Here is a 17,272-nt window from a genome sequence, read left to right on the forward strand (position 1 = left end):
TTGACGTTGGAAACAGAAAATATAAATCAATTAATTTCTGTTTTATATATTTGTTCCTATGAGGAATATTCTTTCTTTTATTTTTTTGCTAAACCTAGGAATAGGATTTGCTCAAATTACTTTAACACATAATATTGGAACAACTCCTATTGATACAGGAATGCCTTCATGTGAAGAAGACGAATCTTGGGCAAGAGTTTTCAAATTGTCAGATTTTGGTTTAGATACAAGTGAACAGTTTATTATTAGGTCAGCTCAAGTTGGAATTAGTAAATCTTATAATGGAGCTTATTTGGGTTTGAGTGTTTATAGTATTGATTCTGATTTTCCTAACTCACCACCACGTCAATTGGGTGCCGGAGGCTTTGGAATATTGCCAAGCATTGATACTCCACAAGTTATACAAATTGATCTAACAACACCTATAATAGTGCCGTCAGGCGTGGAAATGATATTGGTCGAAATTGTAAAGTTTGTAGATTTTTATAATCCTAATTCTGCAGAGGTAATTATTGCTGGTACAGCAAGTGATAATGATTTTTCTTGGTACAAGGGTTGCAGAGAATATTACACGCATACATCCACTTTGGATTTAAGTGTTCCTGTTCCAAATGCGAATTTTTATATCAATGTTACTGGTGAGCCTTTTAATACAATAAACACAGGAACAAATACAACTTTAACACATAATTTGAACGATCCACCTATCTGGATGAACCAGTATAGTTGTACAGGTGGAGGCTTAAAATTTGCTAGAACATTTGTTTTGAAAGATTTTGGAGTTTCGATTGATGAAGAATATATAATTGATAAAGGAGAAGTTGCTTTTTCTGCTGCTCAATGGGACACGAAAATACAATTTAATATATATAAAATTGATTCCAATTTTCCTGATTCCTTTTCTAGTGCAGACTTATTAGGTAGTAGCCAAATTGTAGACATTCCTTATTTTGATGATAGAATCACACCTCGAATTTTTATTGTAGATTTTATTAATCCAGTAGTTGTGCCTGCTAATGTAGAAATGATACTTGTTGAAGTTTACAATTTGCCAAGACCTGGATATTCTTCTGCGGCATTTATAGCTGGCTCAGAGCAAAGTAACGATTTATCTTGGCTTAAATCAGAAAATGGAGGCTGTGCACCAGAGTGTTATACTTCAACGGTAGATATGGGTAAGCCTGAAGTTAATTTTTATGTAAAAGTATCTGGTGATGTAAACCAAAAGTCGAACATTTTTGGAATGAGCATTACAAATATTTGTTCTGAGTTTTTAAAAGAATTTAGTGTAGAGAATAAGTTTGAAGTTGCTTCAGTATCCTGGAATTTTGGAGACCCTACTTCTGGAATAAATAATATATCTAATGATTTATCACCTTTTCATGACTTTTCTTCTGATGGTAGTTTTACTGTCACAGCAACTGTCACAGCAAATGATGGAAGAATTGAAGTTTTAACAGAGATAATTGATGTTAGGCAACCTCCAACAGCTTACGGTATTAACAATATTTATGCATGCGAAGATAGTTTTAACTCAGGCTTTTCTACATCTTTCGATGTTTCTGCTATTGAGCAACAAGTATTGAATGGACAAACAGATAAGACTATTTTATACTTTGATGAATCGGGGCATAAATATTACTCATTACCAAATCCATTTTCTAATAGAATCAAGGGTAGGGAAACCATAACAGTGAGAGTTTCCGATAGAGGAAATCTTTGTTGTTATTCAGAAACTACATTCGATTTAATTGTTAATTCAAATAACTTAAATATAGATAATGTAGAAGATTTAGAGGTTTGTGATGACGATTTTGATGGTTTTACAGTTTTTGATTTAACCCAAACCGAATCTGAAATTAAAAATGGAAACTCAGACTTGGTTGTTGAATTTTATCATCAAGATGGGGAATTAATCAATTCACTAAATACTGTAAATAGAGTTGTTAATCAAGAGACTGTAATAGGAAAAGTAACTAATATTAATACTAATTGTTCTAATGAGATTACATTTAATTTAATAGTAATTCCACTACCCACAGCAAATATCTTAAGTGAAATAATTGGCTGCGACGACAACAACGATGGTATTTCAGAATATTTTGATACTTCAAATATTGAATCTCAAGTTTTAGGCAATCAAACAGGTTTACAAGTATCTTATTTTGATTACAACGGTAATCCATTGCCAAGCCCGCTGCCAAACCCTTATACCAATACAATTCCTAATGAGGAATTAATTATAGTACGAGTTACAAATCCAATAACTACTTGCTTTTCCGAAACTTCGGTAACTTTAAAAACAGCGTCTCAACCACAAATAGATCAACCTCAAACACTTTATTCTTGTGATTTAGGAAATGGGTTTGCAAATTTTGATTTGTCACACATTGAAACCGAAATTATAGGAAATCAAAATGGACTTAAAATTACTTATTTTGATTCAGGAAACAATCAATTACCAAGTCCTTTGTCTGCTATCTTTCAAAATACACAAGCTTGGTCGCAAACAATTTATGTTAGGGTAGAAAATGAACTCAATAGTTTATGCTATTCTGAGACCAGTTTTAATTTAATTGTAAACCAACTGCCATTAGTTTCTATGGAGGATTCTTATTTTTTATGCAATTTAGAGACATCATTAGGCGTAAGTGTTGAAAGTGATTTTGATACTTATAATTGGGAATATCAAGATGGAGCAATTATTTCAAACACCTATCAGGCTAATTTGATTAATGCTGGAAATTACACACTTACGGTTGGACAAAACAATAATGGCATTTATTGTGAAATGAGTTTTGACTTTAAGTTGATTCGTTCAGAACTTCCAAGTATTGTTAATGTAGAGTACCAAGAACTATCTAATGATAATTATATAAAAATAAATGCTTCGGGTGATGGCGATTTTGAATATTCTATTGATGGCATTAATTATCAAAGTAGTAATTTTTTCAACAATGTTTTAGGAGGAATTTACACGGTTTCGGTTAGAGATGCTTTGGGATGTGGTGAGGATTTTGAAGAAGTCATTATTATAGATTATCCTAAATACTTTACTCCAAACGGCGATGGTGTAAACGATACTTGGCAAATAAAAGGTATTATAGACTATCCAAATGCTGAAATTTTTATCTACGACAGATATGGTAAATTTTTAAAACAAATTAGCCCAAATAGTAATGGTTGGGATGGGACATTTAATGGAGAAAAAATGCTGTCATCAGATTATTGGTTTACAGTAAAATTAGATGATAAGAATGAGTTTAATGGACATTTTTCGTTAAAAAGATAATCTATGAGCAAATACAAATGTGTCATTTTTGATTGCGATGGTGTTTTGGTAGATAGTGAACCCATTGGAAACCAAACTCTTGTAGATATGGCAAATGACTTAGGTGCTGAAATCGATTTAGGTTTTGCTATGAACCACTTTAAGGGCAGTCATTTTAAAGATTGTGTAAATATCATTTCAACTTTGGTAAAACAACCCATTCCAGAGACGTTTGAAAATGAGTATAGAACACGAAGTTTGGAGGAATTTGAAAAACACCTAAAACCCATTGAAGGGGTTACCCAAGTTATTGAACAATTACAATTACCTTTTTGTGTAGCTTCAAGTGGTATGGAATCTAAGATGAGGTTTAATTTAAATGTAGTTGGGTTGTTACCATATTTTGAAAACAAACTGTTTAGTTGTTATGCCATTCAAAAATTTAAACCAGAACCTGATGTGTTTTTATGGGCAGCAAAAACCATGGGGTTTCAACCACACGAATGTGTTGTTGTTGAGGATAGTTTATTAGGTGTTAAAGGAGCTCTTGCGGGAGGTTTTGATGTGTTTGGGTTTACCGCACATGATTATAACAATGAATTGGAAGGAATTGTCACTAAAACCTTTAATGATATGCGACAGCTTTTAAAAATGTTATGACTTTTTTGGAGGTTCGTTTAATGTGTTTGTTTAAGGATAGTTGTGTTAGTAAGTAGCTAACTTGCTAAAAAAGGAACAAACCAGAGGAAAATCCGCAGGATTTTCCGAGTAGGCAAGAACCAAGCAATTATTTTTACACGGTGTTACAAAACGTTTTTTAATAATTTGGACTTACTTCTTTCATTGTCAAAATAGCATACTTTGATGTATTTGGATTATCTAAGAAAATGTTCATTCCGTTTCTCACAGTTGAAATCGTATTCCATGGCTCAAAGCTTGCTCCAAATGAACCTCTGATAAAATAAATCTCTCCATTTACAGCGTCTATTTCGAGTATGTCTTTTTTACTATTATTCCAATTATATTTATGAATTTCACCAGCTTTTATTTTATGTAGATAGTAGCTGTAAGTCTTAAGGTTAACTAATTTTTCTCCATTATATTCTACTTTACAAGCTAAAGCTGAACCTGTATAAACATAAGGTCTATAAAGATAAACGTGTGCATATCCGTTTTCAGGTTTTTCGATTTGTAAATTAAGAGGGTTTTCAATTACTGATAAGTCCGCGATTTTTAAGTCCAAAAAATTAAAAATATTCTTTTTCTTGCTTTTATTTTCTCCGTTTTGAATAAATTCAATCTGTTTTCCTTTTAAACCAACTACTTTACAAAAGATAGTGTCATTTTCTTTGGTAACTAAAAAGTCAGATTTTGAATTTTGAGCATAACTGGAAATTGATATAAATATCAAAAATAGCAGAGATAAATTTTTGTTCATATTGTTTCTTCTAAATGTTTTGTAATGCCTAGATAAAAAACGTTTCAATGTTTATTTATCGACTGTTAAACGAAGTTATAAATTTTTTCTGACAAAATCAACGTTTTTTACTTTCAATAATTCATGTATTTTTGTCGTAATGCAAAACAAACTTGAAAACTTTATTTCATCTAAGGCAATGCCACAGGTTTTAAACCTTTTAGAGCATGATAATCTGATTGTTAAAATTAAAAATGAGCGAAAAACAAGGCATGGAGATTATAGAAGATTACCAAACGGTAAACATCAAATAACCATCAATTCTAATTTAAATGAATATCGGTTTTTAATCACCCTTATTCATGAAATAGCTCATTTTGAAGCCTATAAAAATTATGGTAGATTTATAAAACCACATGGAATAGAGTGGAAGCGAAGCTTTCAGCATTTAATGCTTCCATTTTTAAATCCTGAGATTTTCCCAAATGAATTGCTTCAGCTTTTGGCGAAGCATTTTAAAAACCCAAAAGCATCCAGTGATACCGATGTAGCATTAGCTTATGCCTTAAAGCAATTTGACGAATCATTTGATAAAACATATGTTTTTGAAGTGCCTTTAGGAAGTACTTTTAAAATTTACAATGGCAAAATATTTAAAAAGGCAGATAAGCGTGTAAAACGTTATGAATGTGTTGAGGTTAAAACAGGAAAGTTGTATCTTTTCAATCCGAATGTAGAAGTAGAATTAATATAATTATGAACAAAAATTATTATGCCATTTTAATGGCAGGTGGTGTGGGCTCAAGATTTTGGCCTGTAAGTACAGAAGCTTTTCCAAAGCAATTTCATGACATGCTTGGAACTGGAGATACACTTATTCAAAAAACATTTAAAAGACTTGCAAAATTAATACCACAAGAAAATATTTTTATTTTAACGAATGAACGTTATAACGACTTAGTGCTTGAACAATTGCCACAAGTAACACAACGTCAAGTGGTTTTAGAACCTGCAATGCGTAATACAGCGCCATGTATTTTATATGCCTCTTTAAAAATTCAAAAAGAAAATCCTGATGCTATTATGATTGTAGCACCAAGTGATCATTGGATAGAAGATGAAACAACATTTTCCAACAACGTGCAACAGGCGTTTGATTTTTGCGCAGAGAATGATGCTTTAATGACGTTAGGAATTCAACCAACATTTCCAAATACGGGATACGGTTATATTGAGTTTGATAAAACTTCAAATGAGACTATAAAAGCTGTAAATCAATTTAGAGAAAAACCAGATTATGAAACCGCTAAAGAGTTTATTTCTCAAGGTAATTTCCTGTGGAATGCTGGTATTTTTATGTGGAGCGTAAAAAGTGTTATTAAAGCTTTTCAAAGTAGTCAACCTGCACTTTATGAGTTATTTAAAAATGGATTGGCTACTTATAATACAGAACTTGAGTATGATTTTATTCAAGAAAATTATGCCAAATCAGAAAACATTTCAGTGGATTATGCTATTATGGAAAAGTCGAAAAACGTATATGTTTTGGCCGCAGAATTTGATTGGAATGACCTTGGAACTTGGGGAAGTTTGTATGATAAACTGGATAAGGATGAAACAGGTAATGCTGTAGTAAATTCAAGAACTTTAACCCAGGATGCTTCAGGAAACATGATTAGAACCAAAAACAATAAAATTGTAGTTGTTGATGGACTGAAAGATTATATAATTGTAGATAAGGAAGATGTGCTGCTAATTTACCCAAAAGCAAAAGAACAGGATATTAAAAAAGTGCTTCAAAAGGTAAAAGGTGAGTTTGGAGAACAATACGGATAGGTTTAACTAACCTTTATTTTAGATAAAAAAGAAATAATGCATTGGTGAAAATATTTTAATTAACCAGTGCATTATTTTTTTAATATATTTATGTTATTGGTGTTTAATAAATAAGTCAATGGAAGAAAATAAATTCAATTTTTCCGAAGAAGGAACCAAAAAGGATTCTTCGGTAGAGGAAACAAAAGAGACTATTAAAAAAGATGCACAAGGCTTATTTATAAGTCTTAAAAAGTTTCTAAAAGAATTGCTTGATTTTAGAGAAGAAACAGATAGAGAGGCTACTGTTGAAGCTATTAAAAACGATATTCCTTTTAAAGGAGCTACAGCATGGATTCTAGTGTGTTCTATTTTTGTGGCTTCCATTGGATTAAATGCGAATTCAACGGCAGTTGTAATTGGAGCCATGTTAATTTCTCCTCTTATGGGACCTATTCTTGGAGTTGGTTTATCAATAGCAATCAACGATGTTGATACTTTAAAACGTTCTTTGATAAATTTAGGTATCATGATAGCCTTAAGTTTATTAACCGCATTCTTATTCTTTTATTTGTTTCCGCTAAGTGAAGATACTTCAGAACTTTTAGGTAGAGTTAAACCAGATATTCGAGATGTTTTAATTGCATTTTTTGGCGGTTCTGCACTTCTTATAGCCAGAACAAAAAAAGGAACCATTGCTTCTGTAATTTTTGGTGTCGCTATAGCTACAGCTTTAATGCCACCATTATGTACAGCAGGTTATGGTTTGGCAAAAGGTAATTGGCAATATTTTGGTGGCGCTATGTATTTGTTTACAATTAACACCATTTTTATAGCGTTGGCAACTTTTATCATTTTAAAAGTGCTGCGTTTCCCTATGCTTAAATACGTCAACTCTGCAAAGCGAAAACGTATTGGTCGAATAGCTTCTTTGCTAGCAATTGTTGTGATGATACCGGCAATCTGGACGTTTATTAACGTGCTACAGGAAAGTAATTTTACAAGAGACGCCAAAGCTTTTGTAAATAGTGAGTTAAAAGATTTGCCTCATTTTGAATACATGAAAAATAACGCCATTTATAGTTATGTAGACAGGAATAATTCATCTATTGATATTAATACTTTTGGATTGGATGAAATTCCTGAATCAACCATTAATCTTTTAGATGGCAGAATGAGAGATTATAGCGCCTTATCGGCTACAAAATTAAACTTCAATCAAAACAGATCCAAAGGGTTAGATAATTTTAAATATATGGAAGAATTGCGTTACAGAGATTCCTTGGATTTATTATCACAAACACAAAAAATATCATTTCTCGAAGGTAAAGTAAAACAGCTTTCAAAATTGGAGAAAAATTATATCCCTTTTGATGAATTGACCAAAGAAGTAAAAATAAATTATGAAAATTTAGCTCAATTTTCTTATTCGAATGTTATTAATACCAATTTCACAAAAACAGATACAGTTACTGTGTTTACAGTAAAATGGATTGATTCTCTAGCTAATGAAAAAGCAAGGGTTAAGGATAGTGAGAAACTTGAAAAATGGTTGAAACTGAAATTAAATTTAGACACTTTGGTTGTTAAACGAGCTAATTAAAGAACTGTTTTTAAATTAGAATATGAATGTTTTTCGAATTATTGCCGTAGCGTTTTTTTGTTTTTGTTATAATTCCTTAAAAGCAGAACAAGATGTTGAGATAAGGGTTAATTTGGCAGGTTACCCAATAGAAAATCCGAAGAAAGCTATCCTTTTAAGTAAAAAAGAACTAATAGAACCTACTTTGATTTTAAAAGACGAAAAAGGAGTAGTCTTAAATAAATACAATGGTATATTAAGTGAAGGCAGTTGGGATCCGTTTTCTTATTCTTATGTTATAGACTTTTCTGATTTTAAACAACAAGGAACTTATTATTTTGAATTTCAGGATGGAACTGAACAAAACATATTAAGTAATACTTTTAAAATTGGCCCTTACCCAAATTGGGACGAAGATGTAGTTGGTTTTATTAGAACACAACGCTGTGGATTTAATCCTCACACCAAAGAGTTTTGCCACCAAAAAGATGGGTTGAGTTTTTTTGGAATTAGACCAGATTCAACACAAATTGATGCCACTGGTGGTTGGCATGATGCAGGTGATCAATTAAAATATCTAATTACTGGTAGCAATACTACTGCAAGATTGCTTATGGCATATCAATCCAATCCTAAAAAGTTTTTGGATAAATTTGATTCTAAAGGACTAGAAGGGACAAATGATTTACCTGACATTTTGGATGAAGCAAAATGGGGACTCGAGTGGATTTTAAAACTACATCCAAAACCCAATGAGTTATATCATCAAGTTGCAGATGATAGAGACCACAGAGGTTTCAAATTACCCCATGAAGAAAATGCCGATTATGGTTGGGGACCCAATAGTTTCCGTCCTGTCTATTTTGCAGATGGAAAGCCACAAGGCCTTTCAAAATATAAAAGTCAGGCAACTGGTATTTCAAATCTGGCAGGACGTTCTGCAGCTACTTTAGCTTTAGGTTACGAGATTTTCATTAATTTAAAAGGTTATGAAACTTTTGCAAAAACTTGCATGCAAGCGGCTCTTGAACTATATGAAATGGGACAAAAAAATGAAGGATACCAACAAGGCAATAGCTTTGGAGCACCATATCGATACGAAGAAAATACATGGGCAGACGATATGGAATGGGCAGCAGCACAGTTATATAAAGTTTCAAAAAAAATGAAATATTTAAAAGATGCTCGTAAATATGCCAAAATTATAGGTAACTGGTCCTGGATGGAACGGGAAACTGCTAATCACTATGAAATGTACCCTTTTGTAAACATGGGGCATTATGCATTGTGGCAAGTTGGCTCAGAAAAAGATAAGCAACAAATGGTAGCTTATTACGAACATAATTTGGATAAGATTCAGCAAAAAACATCAGAAAATGTATATGGTGTAGGACATTTGTTTATTTGGTGTTCTAATAATTTGGCTGCAGCAGTGGCCACACAAGCCATGTTATATGAAGAGATGACGGGTTCTAAAAAATATCGCACTCTTATGCAAGATCATATCAATTGGCTGTTAGGATTAAATCCATGGAATTCAAGTATGATTACTGGAATTCCTGAAAATGCAGATACGCCTGTTAGTGTTCATATGCCTTTTTGGGTAATTAATAAAGAAACTATTAAAGGAAGTTTGGTTGATGGGCCACTTTGGACTACCATTCTTGAAAAAATGATTGCTATTGAACTTTCTGAACCTGACGAATATGAGCATTTGCAACCGAAACACATTAAGTACAGAGACGATTGGATGGACTACAGTACTAATGAGCCTACCTTAGATGGTTCTGCAGAATTGTTGCTGATATTGACACATTTAAGCGATGAATAGAATTGTTTTTTCTATTTTAATTTTAGGATTTTTTTGTTCTGCAAAAGCACAAAATATTATTGATGTAGAAGGGGCTTTAGTAAGATCTGACACTTTACAAAAAAATATTTTTTTATGCTTTACAGGACATGATTATTATGAGGGTTTTGACTATGTTTTGAAGGTGTTAAAAACCAAAAAAATTAAAGCTTCTTTCTTTTTTACGGGAGATTTTGTTCGAAGTCACAAACATTTAGTGAAAAGTATTATTAATCAGGGACACTATGTTGGAGCGCATTCAGATAAGCATCTTTTGTATTGTGATTGGTCAAAAAGAGATAGCTTATTATATTCTACAAGTATAATAAAGGAAGATATTTCAAGAAATATTAAGTTGTTAAACGACTTAAGTGTTGAAGCTTTGTATTTTATGCCTCCTTATGAATGGTATAATAAAAAGGTTGTTGAAATAGCAAATGAGCTTAATCTAATAACAATAAATTATTCTTCGGGAACACGATCTAATGCTGATTATACAACTCCAGACATGTCAAATTATATTTCAAGTGAAGCTATTTTAAAGAGCATTTATGAATACGAAAAATTAAATGGGATGAATGGCTTTCATTTACTAATTCATCCAGGAACAAATCCTTTAAGAAAAGATAAACTCTATTTACATTTAGATGAGCTTATAAGTTATTTGATGAATAAAGGGTATGATTTCAAAAAATTCTAACAAAACGTATAATAGTTTAACAAACAAATTATTGCTTTTCTTCAATATACATTTGTCGCACTTTTTTCATCAATTCAGAAGAGTAAACAAAATCGGTTACAACTTCATTATCGGTTTTAAAAATAGTTTCTTTAGAACCTTCCCAAGCTTTTAATCCGTCTTTTAAAAACACTATCTTTTCACCAATTTCCATCACCGAGTTCATATCATGTGAGTTAATAACGGTTGTAATTTGATATTCATCTGTAATCTCTTGAATTAAATTATCTATAATGATAGCTGTTTTTGGATCAAGACCAGAGTTTGGTTCGTCACAGAACAAGTATTTGGGATTATTTACAATAGCTCTTGCAATGGCAACACGTTTTTGCATACCACCAGAAGCTTCACTTGGCATTTTATTATGGGCATCAATTAAATTGACACGTTTTAAAACAAAGTCAACGCGGTCTTCCATTTCGCTTTTGCTTTGCTTGGTAAACATTTTTAAAGGGAACATCACATTTTCTGCAATAGTCATAGAGTCAAATAAGGCACTGCCTTGAAATACCATACCTATCTCGGCACGTAAATTTCTTTTTTGATCTTCACTTAATTCAGAAAATATTTTTCCGTCATACGATATACTGCCTTCTTGATAATCAAATAATCCAAGCAAACACTTTATAAAAACCGTTTTCCCCGAACCACTTTGCCCAATAATTAAGTTGGTTTTTCCTTTTTCAAACGACGTGCTAATCCCTTTTAAAACTTCAACACCAGAAAAAGATTTATGTATATTTTTTACTTCTATCATTAGCTCAATAACATTTGGGTTAAAATATAATTTAAAAGGATTATCACCACACTGGTCCATACAAAAGAAGTGGTACTGGCTTTACCAACTTCAAGAGCACCACCTTTCATGTAAAAGCCATGATAGGACGGAATGGTTGCTAAAACAAACGCAAACACAAATGTTTTAATAAATGCATAGGTAATATGAAATGGGGTAAAATCAGTTTGAATTCCGATAATATAATCATCTAACGAGCTAAAACCACCATAAACACAAGCAGCCATACCACCTAGAATACCTAAAAACATAGCGATAGATATTACAAAAGGGTAGAGCATTAATGATATAAACTTAGGAAATACCAAATAATTTAATGAGTTAATTCCCATAACTTCTAGTGCATCTATTTGTTCTGTTACTCGCATAGTACCAATACTTGATGTAATGAATGAACCAACTTTTCCAGCCATAATGATGGAAATAAATGTAGGTGCAAACTCAAGAATAACCGATTGTCTTGTAGCAAAACCAACTAAATATTTAGGAATTAATGGATTACTTATATTCAACGCTGTTTGGATGGTAACAACGCCACCAACAAAAAATGAAATAAAGGCGACTATTCCTAACGAGCCAATAATCAAGTCATCAATGTCTTTAAAAATAAGCTGTTTCATAACCGACCACTTGGTAGGTTTGCGAAACATTTCAACAATCATTAAAAAATAGGTGCCTATATATTGAAGGTATGTCATGTTTTAATTTCTTGATGCTAAAGTAAAAAAAAGTTAAAGGTATTTAACTTTAATTTTAAATTATGATGTTTTAAAATATGTATTTTTGAATAATTAAATATAAATACAAAAATGAAACGTTTTATTTCTCTTTTATTATTGGTAACTATAACAAGTGTTTGTTTAGCCCAAAGTTCAATAACAAAAAATCAAATTCCTAGTGCAAGTAGTTTTAATGAACGCCCAAAACTTGTTGTAGGTATTGTGATTGACCAAATGCGATACGATTATTTAACTCGCTTTTATAATAGATATGGTGAAGGAGGTTTTAAACGCATGATGAATGAAGGGTTTAATTGCAAAAACAATCATTTTAATTACATTCCAACATATACTGGACCAGGTCATACGTCAGTTTATACAGGAACAACGCCAAAATACCATGGTATTATTGCAAATGACTGGTATGATAAAGAAATAAAAAAGAGTGTTTATTGTGCTGAGGATACTTCTGTTCAATCTGTTGGAACTGTAACTGATGCAGGACAAATGTCTCCTCAAAGAATGAAAACAACCACTTTCTCTGATGAAAACAGATTATTTACCCAAATGCAAGGAAAAACTATAGGTATTGCTATTAAGGACAGAGGTGCTATTTTACCTGCTGGTCATACAGCAAATGCAGCCTATTGGTTTCAAGGAAAAGATGAAGGAAATTGGATAACAAGTACTTTTTATATGAATGAACTTCCAAAATGGGTAGTTGATTTTAATAAAAAGCATTCAGTGGAGTCTTATTTAAAAACATGGAATACTTTATATGATATTTCAACATATACAGAAAGTGGAAGCGATTTAAATGATTTTGAAGGAGGTTTTAAAGGAAAAGAAACAGCAACATTTCCTTATGATTTAAAAACTTTAAAAGACCAAAATGAAGGTTATGATATTTTAAAAACTACTGCTTTTGGAAATAGTTTAACAACAGATTTTGTTATTGAAGCTATTAAAGCTGAAAAACTAGGTTCTGATAATATAACTGATGTTTTAACGGTAAGTTACTCAAGTACGGATTATGTTGGACATAATTTTGGTGTTAATTCAAAAGAAATTGAAGATACCTATTTACGATTAGATTTAGAACTAGAAAGACTTTTTAAGTCATTAGATGAGCAAGTAGGAAATGGTAATTACACTGTTTTTTTAACAGCAGATCATGCTGCTGTTGATGTGCCTTCCTATTTGCAAAGTGTAAAAATACCAGCAGGTTATTTTAGTTCAAGTGACTTTAGTAAAAAAATAAATGATTTTATGAAAGCTACTTTTGGAGCTTCAGATTTGATTGAAAGTATTAGTAATTATCAAATATTTTTAAACAGAGAAAAGATACACCAGTTGGATTTAGATTTGGATGACGTTCAAGAAGCCATAGTAAATGAAATTATTACATACGATTTTGTTGATAAGGCTTATACAGCAACTGCCATGACAAGTACATCTTTTTCAACAGGTATTGAGCAGTTAATTCAAAACGGATTCAATCAAAAACGTTCGGGAGATGTCATTTATGTATTGGATACAGCCTTCATATCATATAGTAAAACAGGATCAACCCATGGTTCAGCATTTGAATACGACACCCATGTACCTTTATTGTTTTTTGGAAAAGGCATAAAACATGGGGAGACTTTTCAAAAAACAGAAATAATAGATATTGCTCCAACAATGTCAGCCTTATTGGATATTAGCTATCCAAGTGGAAATAAAGGAGAACCTTTAGAATTTGTTTTTAACTAGTTTGAGAAAAACAAAACTATATTCTTTATTAGCTATACTAATTGTTTTAGGAGTATATGGGTATGAATATTTCTTAAATCAAGAAGAGCAAACCAACATTGTAAAACAAGGTTCTACTGTTAAGAAACAAACAAACGAATATTTTTTGCCTACAAGTACTACAGGTCAAATTGTACATCATGAAGGATATTCATTATCTTATAGTGAACCAAATGAGCAAGCAGAATGGGTTGCTTATGAATTAAAAAAAGAACAACTCTCTAACGCAAATTTTGAAAGGCCATATTTTGAAATTGATAAAGCTGTGAAATCTGGAGCAGCAGATTGGAAAAACTATAAAAACTCTGGTTATGACCGCGGACATTTATGTCCTGCAGGCGATAGAAATTATAGTGAATCAGCTTACGATGAAACATTTTTGACAAGTAATATTAGTCCTCAGGAGCATGATTTTAATGCAGGTATCTGGAATATTTTAGAGCAAAAAGTGCGTTATTGGGCAAATAAATATGACGGGGTTTTTGTAGTAACTGGCGGAGTTCTTAAAGGGCATTTAAAAACAATTGGATATGAACATGTTTCTGTTCCAAATCAATTCTATAAATTCATTTTAGATAATAATCATGGGAAAATAAAAATGATAGCTTTTTTAATGCCGCATGAAAACTCAAATGAACCACTCTATAAATTTGTTGTATCTGTAGATGAGGTTGAAAAACTTACTGGTATTGATTTTTTTCCTGAATTGGATGATAATATAGAAAACAAACTTGAAGCGTCAAGTAATTATAAAAACTGGAGTTTTAATTGAATTTTTCCAACATTCCTTTCCAGCGTAAATTCCTGATAAATTTACCTTCTTCAGCAGTTACTAAAAAATCTATTTTATTTTTTTTAGCTTTAAAATAACCGGCCATATAATCTGTAAACAAAGTAAAGCTACGTTTTCTGTAAGCCAATTTTAAAGCAGAAATTAAAGTGATTATAAAGCCATAACGCATTTTGTACATGGCTTCGCCTTGCATGTATTTTGAAGCTTTATTGTAGTTTATTCCTGTAGGTTTAAGATGTTTTACATGTAAAGTTTCATCAGTTAAAATATCCCATTTATAGTATTTTGCAAGTAATTCATCAACGGTATCCCAACCCATAGATGATTTTAATTTTCCTATTTCAATAAAACAATCTTTCCTGTAGGCTTTAAGTCCTCCTCTAATGTGATCCTTTCGTGTTAAATTTTCAAGAATCCAATCACCTTTTTTTTCTATATAACAAAAACCCGAAACCATTCCAAAGCGATTGTTATGATGAAAATGTTTCGATAGTTTTTCTAAATAATCATTTGGAAAAATTAAATCGGCATCAAATTTACAGATCACATCGTAATTTTCATCCAAGGTATCAAAACCTTTATAAAAGGCATTAATAATTTTTGAACCTGGTAAATGTTCATTTGAAGATGTTGTGTTGATTAAATGAATATAATTATATTTTGCTGAGTAGCTTTCTACAATATCTTGAGTTTCATCTGTTGAATTGTCATTAACAACTACAATCTTTTTTGGTAGAAGCGTTTGATGAACCAAAGAATCTAAAGTAAGTCCAATGGAATCTTGTTCGTTATGCGCAGGAATGATGATATAGAAATTCAAAATTGAAAATTTAATTATTCAAAGTTAAACCCTTTCAGCATATATAATATAATATCTAGGGGTAAACCAACGCAATAAAGGCCTGATGCCAATTTTCTTTGTAGGGTTTGTCCATTTCTGTCTATCAATAATTTTCCAACCCGCTTTTTCCAATAACCAATCAAATTGCCAATCTTCAAATTCATGATAATGTCTGTCACGCATATCGGTTTTGCTTCTGTAAGCAGATGAAAACCATAACCTAAGCGGGACACTGGCAATTAATTGGTTTGCTTTTATAGATTGTAAAACCGTAAAAGGAGATAATAAATGTTCGAAAATTTCAAAAGCAGTAACGACTTTTACTTGAGAATTTGAAATGGCAGAAGTATCTATATCTAAATCTTCTCCTTTTGTGTTTTCAACCATATAACCTTCAGATTTCATGATTTCTGAAAAAGGATTTTCAACACCTAAATCTAAAATTGAATAGGTATTAGGAATATGATTTTTTAAAAACTCAATAGTATGTTTGAAGCGTTTGTTAGGATAGCTTTTCTCGTACATTATTTTGTGTTTCCGCTAATGCGGTATTATTAATATTTGTAAACTATGGCATTAATGTGCATACCTGCACCAACGCTAGCAAATATAATAACATCGCCTTTAGAAAGACTATGATTTTCTAATTTATTGTTTTTAATTAAATCAAATAAAGTGGGTACTGTTGCTACAGAACTATTGCCTAATTTATCAATACTCATTGGCATAATGTCTTCAGGCATATCTGTTTTGTAGAGTTTATAAAAGCGCTTTACAATGGCTTCATCCATTTTTTCATTAGCTTGATGAATGAGTATCTTTTTCACATCTTTTATGTCTACACCACTTTTTTCAAGGCACGTTTTCATGGCGTTAGGCACATTTGTTAAAGCAAATTCGTAGATTTTACGACCATCCATTTTAATGTATCTGGTATCTCTACATAATTCTTGATTGTTTGAATTTCCAAAAAACAAATAGTAAGCTTCATCATAAGTAAAACTTGCTGCTTCATGAGCTAAAATACCTCCTTCATCATCAGTAGCTTCTATTACTGTTGCTCCAGCACCATCAGAATATATCATGGAATCTCTATCATATTTGTCAACCACTCTTGATAAGGTTTCGTTTCCTATAACTAAACATTTCTTAGCAATACCTGCTTTTATAAAAGCTTCAGCTTGTATAACTCCCTGAATCCATCCTGGGCAACCAAAAAGGATATCATAAGCTACGCATTTTGGGTTTTTTATTCGCAAACTATGTTTAATTCTAGATGCTAAACAGGGCAAAAGATCACTTTGAATGGTATTGTACTTTACATCACCAAAATTATGGGCTACAATGATATAGTCTAATTCCTCTCGGTCAATATTGGCGTCTATAATAGCTTTTTCGGCTGCAAAAAAACCTAAATCTGAAGAGTTTAAATGATTTTTTGCATATCGACGTTCAATTATGCCTGTAATGGCTTTAAATTTTTCAATGATTACAGTGTTTTCACTATTAATAGGAGAGCCATCTGTGTTTAAAAATGTATGTTGGTTGAAGTTTTCATTTTTTTCTATGGTATCTGGAATGTAGCTTCCTGTACCGGTAATTTTAATACTCATAAATATAAAATATGCCTTTAATTTAGTTGGTAACTAAGGTAGT

General features: G+C 31.6%; 15 protein-coding genes. 9 read left to right on the plus strand and 6 right to left on the minus strand.

Annotation, left to right across the window (positions count from 1 at the left end):
• Positions 1-58 precede the first annotated feature (58 nt).
• Positions 59-3,292 (plus strand): T9SS type B sorting domain-containing protein, encoded by a 3,234-nt coding sequence (locus V8G69_RS02770; RefSeq protein ID WP_394880224.1) that lies wholly within the window; start codon positions 59-61, stop codon positions 3,290-3,292.
• A gap of 3 nt (positions 3,293-3,295) precedes the next feature.
• Positions 3,296-3,931 (plus strand): HAD family hydrolase, encoded by a 636-nt coding sequence (locus V8G69_RS02775; protein ID WP_394880225.1) that lies wholly within the window; start codon positions 3,296-3,298, stop codon positions 3,929-3,931.
• Positions 3,932-4,088: 157 nt separating this feature from the next.
• Here the strand turns inward: V8G69_RS02775 and V8G69_RS02780 are convergent, their stop codons facing one another.
• A complete protein-coding gene (locus V8G69_RS02780) occupies positions 4,089-4,709 on the minus strand; it encodes a hypothetical protein (protein WP_394880226.1) in 621 nt (206 codons plus the stop codon).
• Between the two features lie 139 nt (positions 4,710-4,848).
• On the opposite strand from V8G69_RS02780, the gene V8G69_RS02785 reads away from it, so the two are divergent.
• The 5 genes from V8G69_RS02785 (at position 4,849) to V8G69_RS02805 (ending at position 10,634) form a co-directional block, all read left to right on the plus strand.
• Positions 4,849-5,442, plus strand: a complete 594-nt coding sequence (locus V8G69_RS02785; protein WP_394880228.1) for a SprT-like domain-containing protein — start codon at positions 4,849-4,851, stop codon at positions 5,440-5,442.
• Between the two features lie 2 nt (positions 5,443-5,444).
• Positions 5,445-6,524, plus strand: coding sequence for a mannose-1-phosphate guanylyltransferase (locus V8G69_RS02790; RefSeq protein WP_394880229.1), 1,080 nt, complete (start codon positions 5,445-5,447; stop codon positions 6,522-6,524).
• A 118-nt stretch (positions 6,525-6,642) separates the two neighbouring features.
• Complete coding sequence (locus tag V8G69_RS02795) at positions 6,643-8,106, plus strand: DUF389 domain-containing protein (RefSeq protein WP_394880231.1); 1,464 nt, start codon at positions 6,643-6,645, stop codon at positions 8,104-8,106.
• A gap of 22 nt (positions 8,107-8,128) precedes the next feature.
• Positions 8,129-9,916, plus strand: a complete 1,788-nt coding sequence (locus tag V8G69_RS02800; protein ID WP_394880232.1) for a glycoside hydrolase family 9 protein — start codon at positions 8,129-8,131, stop codon at positions 9,914-9,916.
• A complete protein-coding gene (locus tag V8G69_RS02805) occupies positions 9,909-10,634 on the plus strand; it encodes a polysaccharide deacetylase family protein (protein WP_394880233.1) in 726 nt (241 codons plus the stop codon). The genes V8G69_RS02800 and V8G69_RS02805 overlap by 8 nt, the downstream gene beginning before the upstream one ends.
• 28 nt (positions 10,635-10,662) lie before the next feature.
• Here the strand turns inward: V8G69_RS02805 and V8G69_RS02810 are convergent, their stop codons facing one another.
• Together V8G69_RS02810 and V8G69_RS02815 are read right to left on the minus strand one after the other, a co-directional pair.
• Positions 10,663-11,430 carry an ABC transporter ATP-binding protein gene (locus V8G69_RS02810; protein ID WP_394880235.1) on the minus strand — a complete coding sequence of 256 codons (768 nt, stop codon included), beginning with the start codon at positions 11,428-11,430 and terminating at the stop codon, positions 10,663-10,665.
• A complete protein-coding gene (locus V8G69_RS02815) occupies positions 11,430-12,167 on the minus strand; it encodes an MlaE family ABC transporter permease (RefSeq protein ID WP_394880236.1) in 738 nt (245 codons plus the stop codon). The genes V8G69_RS02810 and V8G69_RS02815 overlap by 1 nt, the downstream gene beginning before the upstream one ends.
• Before the next feature lie 111 nt (positions 12,168-12,278).
• On the opposite strand from V8G69_RS02815, the gene pafA reads away from it, so the two are divergent.
• Positions 12,279-13,943, plus strand: coding sequence for an alkaline phosphatase PafA (gene pafA, locus V8G69_RS02820; protein ID WP_394880237.1), 1,665 nt, complete (start codon positions 12,279-12,281; stop codon positions 13,941-13,943).
• Between the two features lies 1 nt (position 13,944).
• Positions 13,945-14,754, plus strand: a complete 810-nt coding sequence (locus V8G69_RS02825; RefSeq protein ID WP_394880238.1) for a DNA/RNA non-specific endonuclease — start codon at positions 13,945-13,947, stop codon at positions 14,752-14,754.
• Here the strand turns inward: V8G69_RS02825 and V8G69_RS02830 are convergent.
• Genes V8G69_RS02830 through V8G69_RS02840 form a run of 3 tightly spaced genes read right to left on the minus strand, consistent with a single transcriptional unit; the run spans position 14,747 to position 17,229 of the window.
• Positions 14,747-15,595: a glycosyltransferase family 2 protein gene (locus V8G69_RS02830; RefSeq protein ID WP_394880239.1), complete on the minus strand. Its 849-nt coding sequence runs from the start codon at positions 15,593-15,595 to the stop codon at positions 14,747-14,749. The two genes, V8G69_RS02825 and V8G69_RS02830, sit on opposite strands and share 8 nt — an antisense overlap.
• A gap of 24 nt (positions 15,596-15,619) precedes the next feature.
• A complete protein-coding gene (locus V8G69_RS02835) occupies positions 15,620-16,141 on the minus strand; it encodes a methyltransferase (protein ID WP_394880240.1) in 522 nt (173 codons plus the stop codon).
• 29 nt (positions 16,142-16,170) lie between these two features.
• Positions 16,171-17,229, minus strand: a complete 1,059-nt coding sequence (locus V8G69_RS02840; RefSeq protein ID WP_394880241.1) for a 3-oxoacyl-ACP synthase III family protein — start codon at positions 17,227-17,229, stop codon at positions 16,171-16,173.
• Positions 17,230-17,272: the final 43 nt, after the last annotated feature.

This window comes from Gaetbulibacter sp. M235 (assembly GCF_043876835.1).
GTDB lineage: Bacteria > Bacteroidota > Bacteroidia > Flavobacteriales > Flavobacteriaceae > Yeosuana.

Bases quoted from the DNA above. Each gene is read 5' to 3' on its own strand.
- V8G69_RS02770 (WP_394880224.1), top strand. From the start codon at position 59: ATGAGGAATATTCTTTCTTTTATTTTTTTGCTAAACCTAGGAATAGGA.
- V8G69_RS02775 (WP_394880225.1), top strand. From the start codon at position 3,296: ATGAGCAAATACAAATGTGTCATTTTTGATTGCGATGGTGTTTTGGTA.
- V8G69_RS02780 (WP_394880226.1), bottom strand. From the start codon at position 4,709: ATGAACAAAAATTTATCTCTGCTATTTTTGATATTTATATCAATTTCC.
- V8G69_RS02785 (WP_394880228.1), top strand. From the start codon at position 4,849: ATGCAAAACAAACTTGAAAACTTTATTTCATCTAAGGCAATGCCACAG.
- V8G69_RS02790 (WP_394880229.1), top strand. From the start codon at position 5,445: ATGAACAAAAATTATTATGCCATTTTAATGGCAGGTGGTGTGGGCTCA.
- V8G69_RS02795 (WP_394880231.1), top strand. From the start codon at position 6,643: ATGGAAGAAAATAAATTCAATTTTTCCGAAGAAGGAACCAAAAAGGAT.
- V8G69_RS02800 (WP_394880232.1), top strand. From the start codon at position 8,129: ATGAATGTTTTTCGAATTATTGCCGTAGCGTTTTTTTGTTTTTGTTAT.
- V8G69_RS02805 (WP_394880233.1), top strand. From the start codon at position 9,909: ATGAATAGAATTGTTTTTTCTATTTTAATTTTAGGATTTTTTTGTTCT.
- V8G69_RS02810 (WP_394880235.1), bottom strand. From the start codon at position 11,430: ATGATAGAAGTAAAAAATATACATAAATCTTTTTCTGGTGTTGAAGTT.
- V8G69_RS02815 (WP_394880236.1), bottom strand. From the start codon at position 12,167: ATGACATACCTTCAATATATAGGCACCTATTTTTTAATGATTGTTGAA.
- pafA (WP_394880237.1), top strand. From the start codon at position 12,279: ATGAAACGTTTTATTTCTCTTTTATTATTGGTAACTATAACAAGTGTT.
- V8G69_RS02835 (WP_394880240.1), bottom strand. From the start codon at position 16,141: ATGTACGAGAAAAGCTATCCTAACAAACGCTTCAAACATACTATTGAG.
- V8G69_RS02840 (WP_394880241.1), bottom strand. From the start codon at position 17,229: ATGAGTATTAAAATTACCGGTACAGGAAGCTACATTCCAGATACCATA.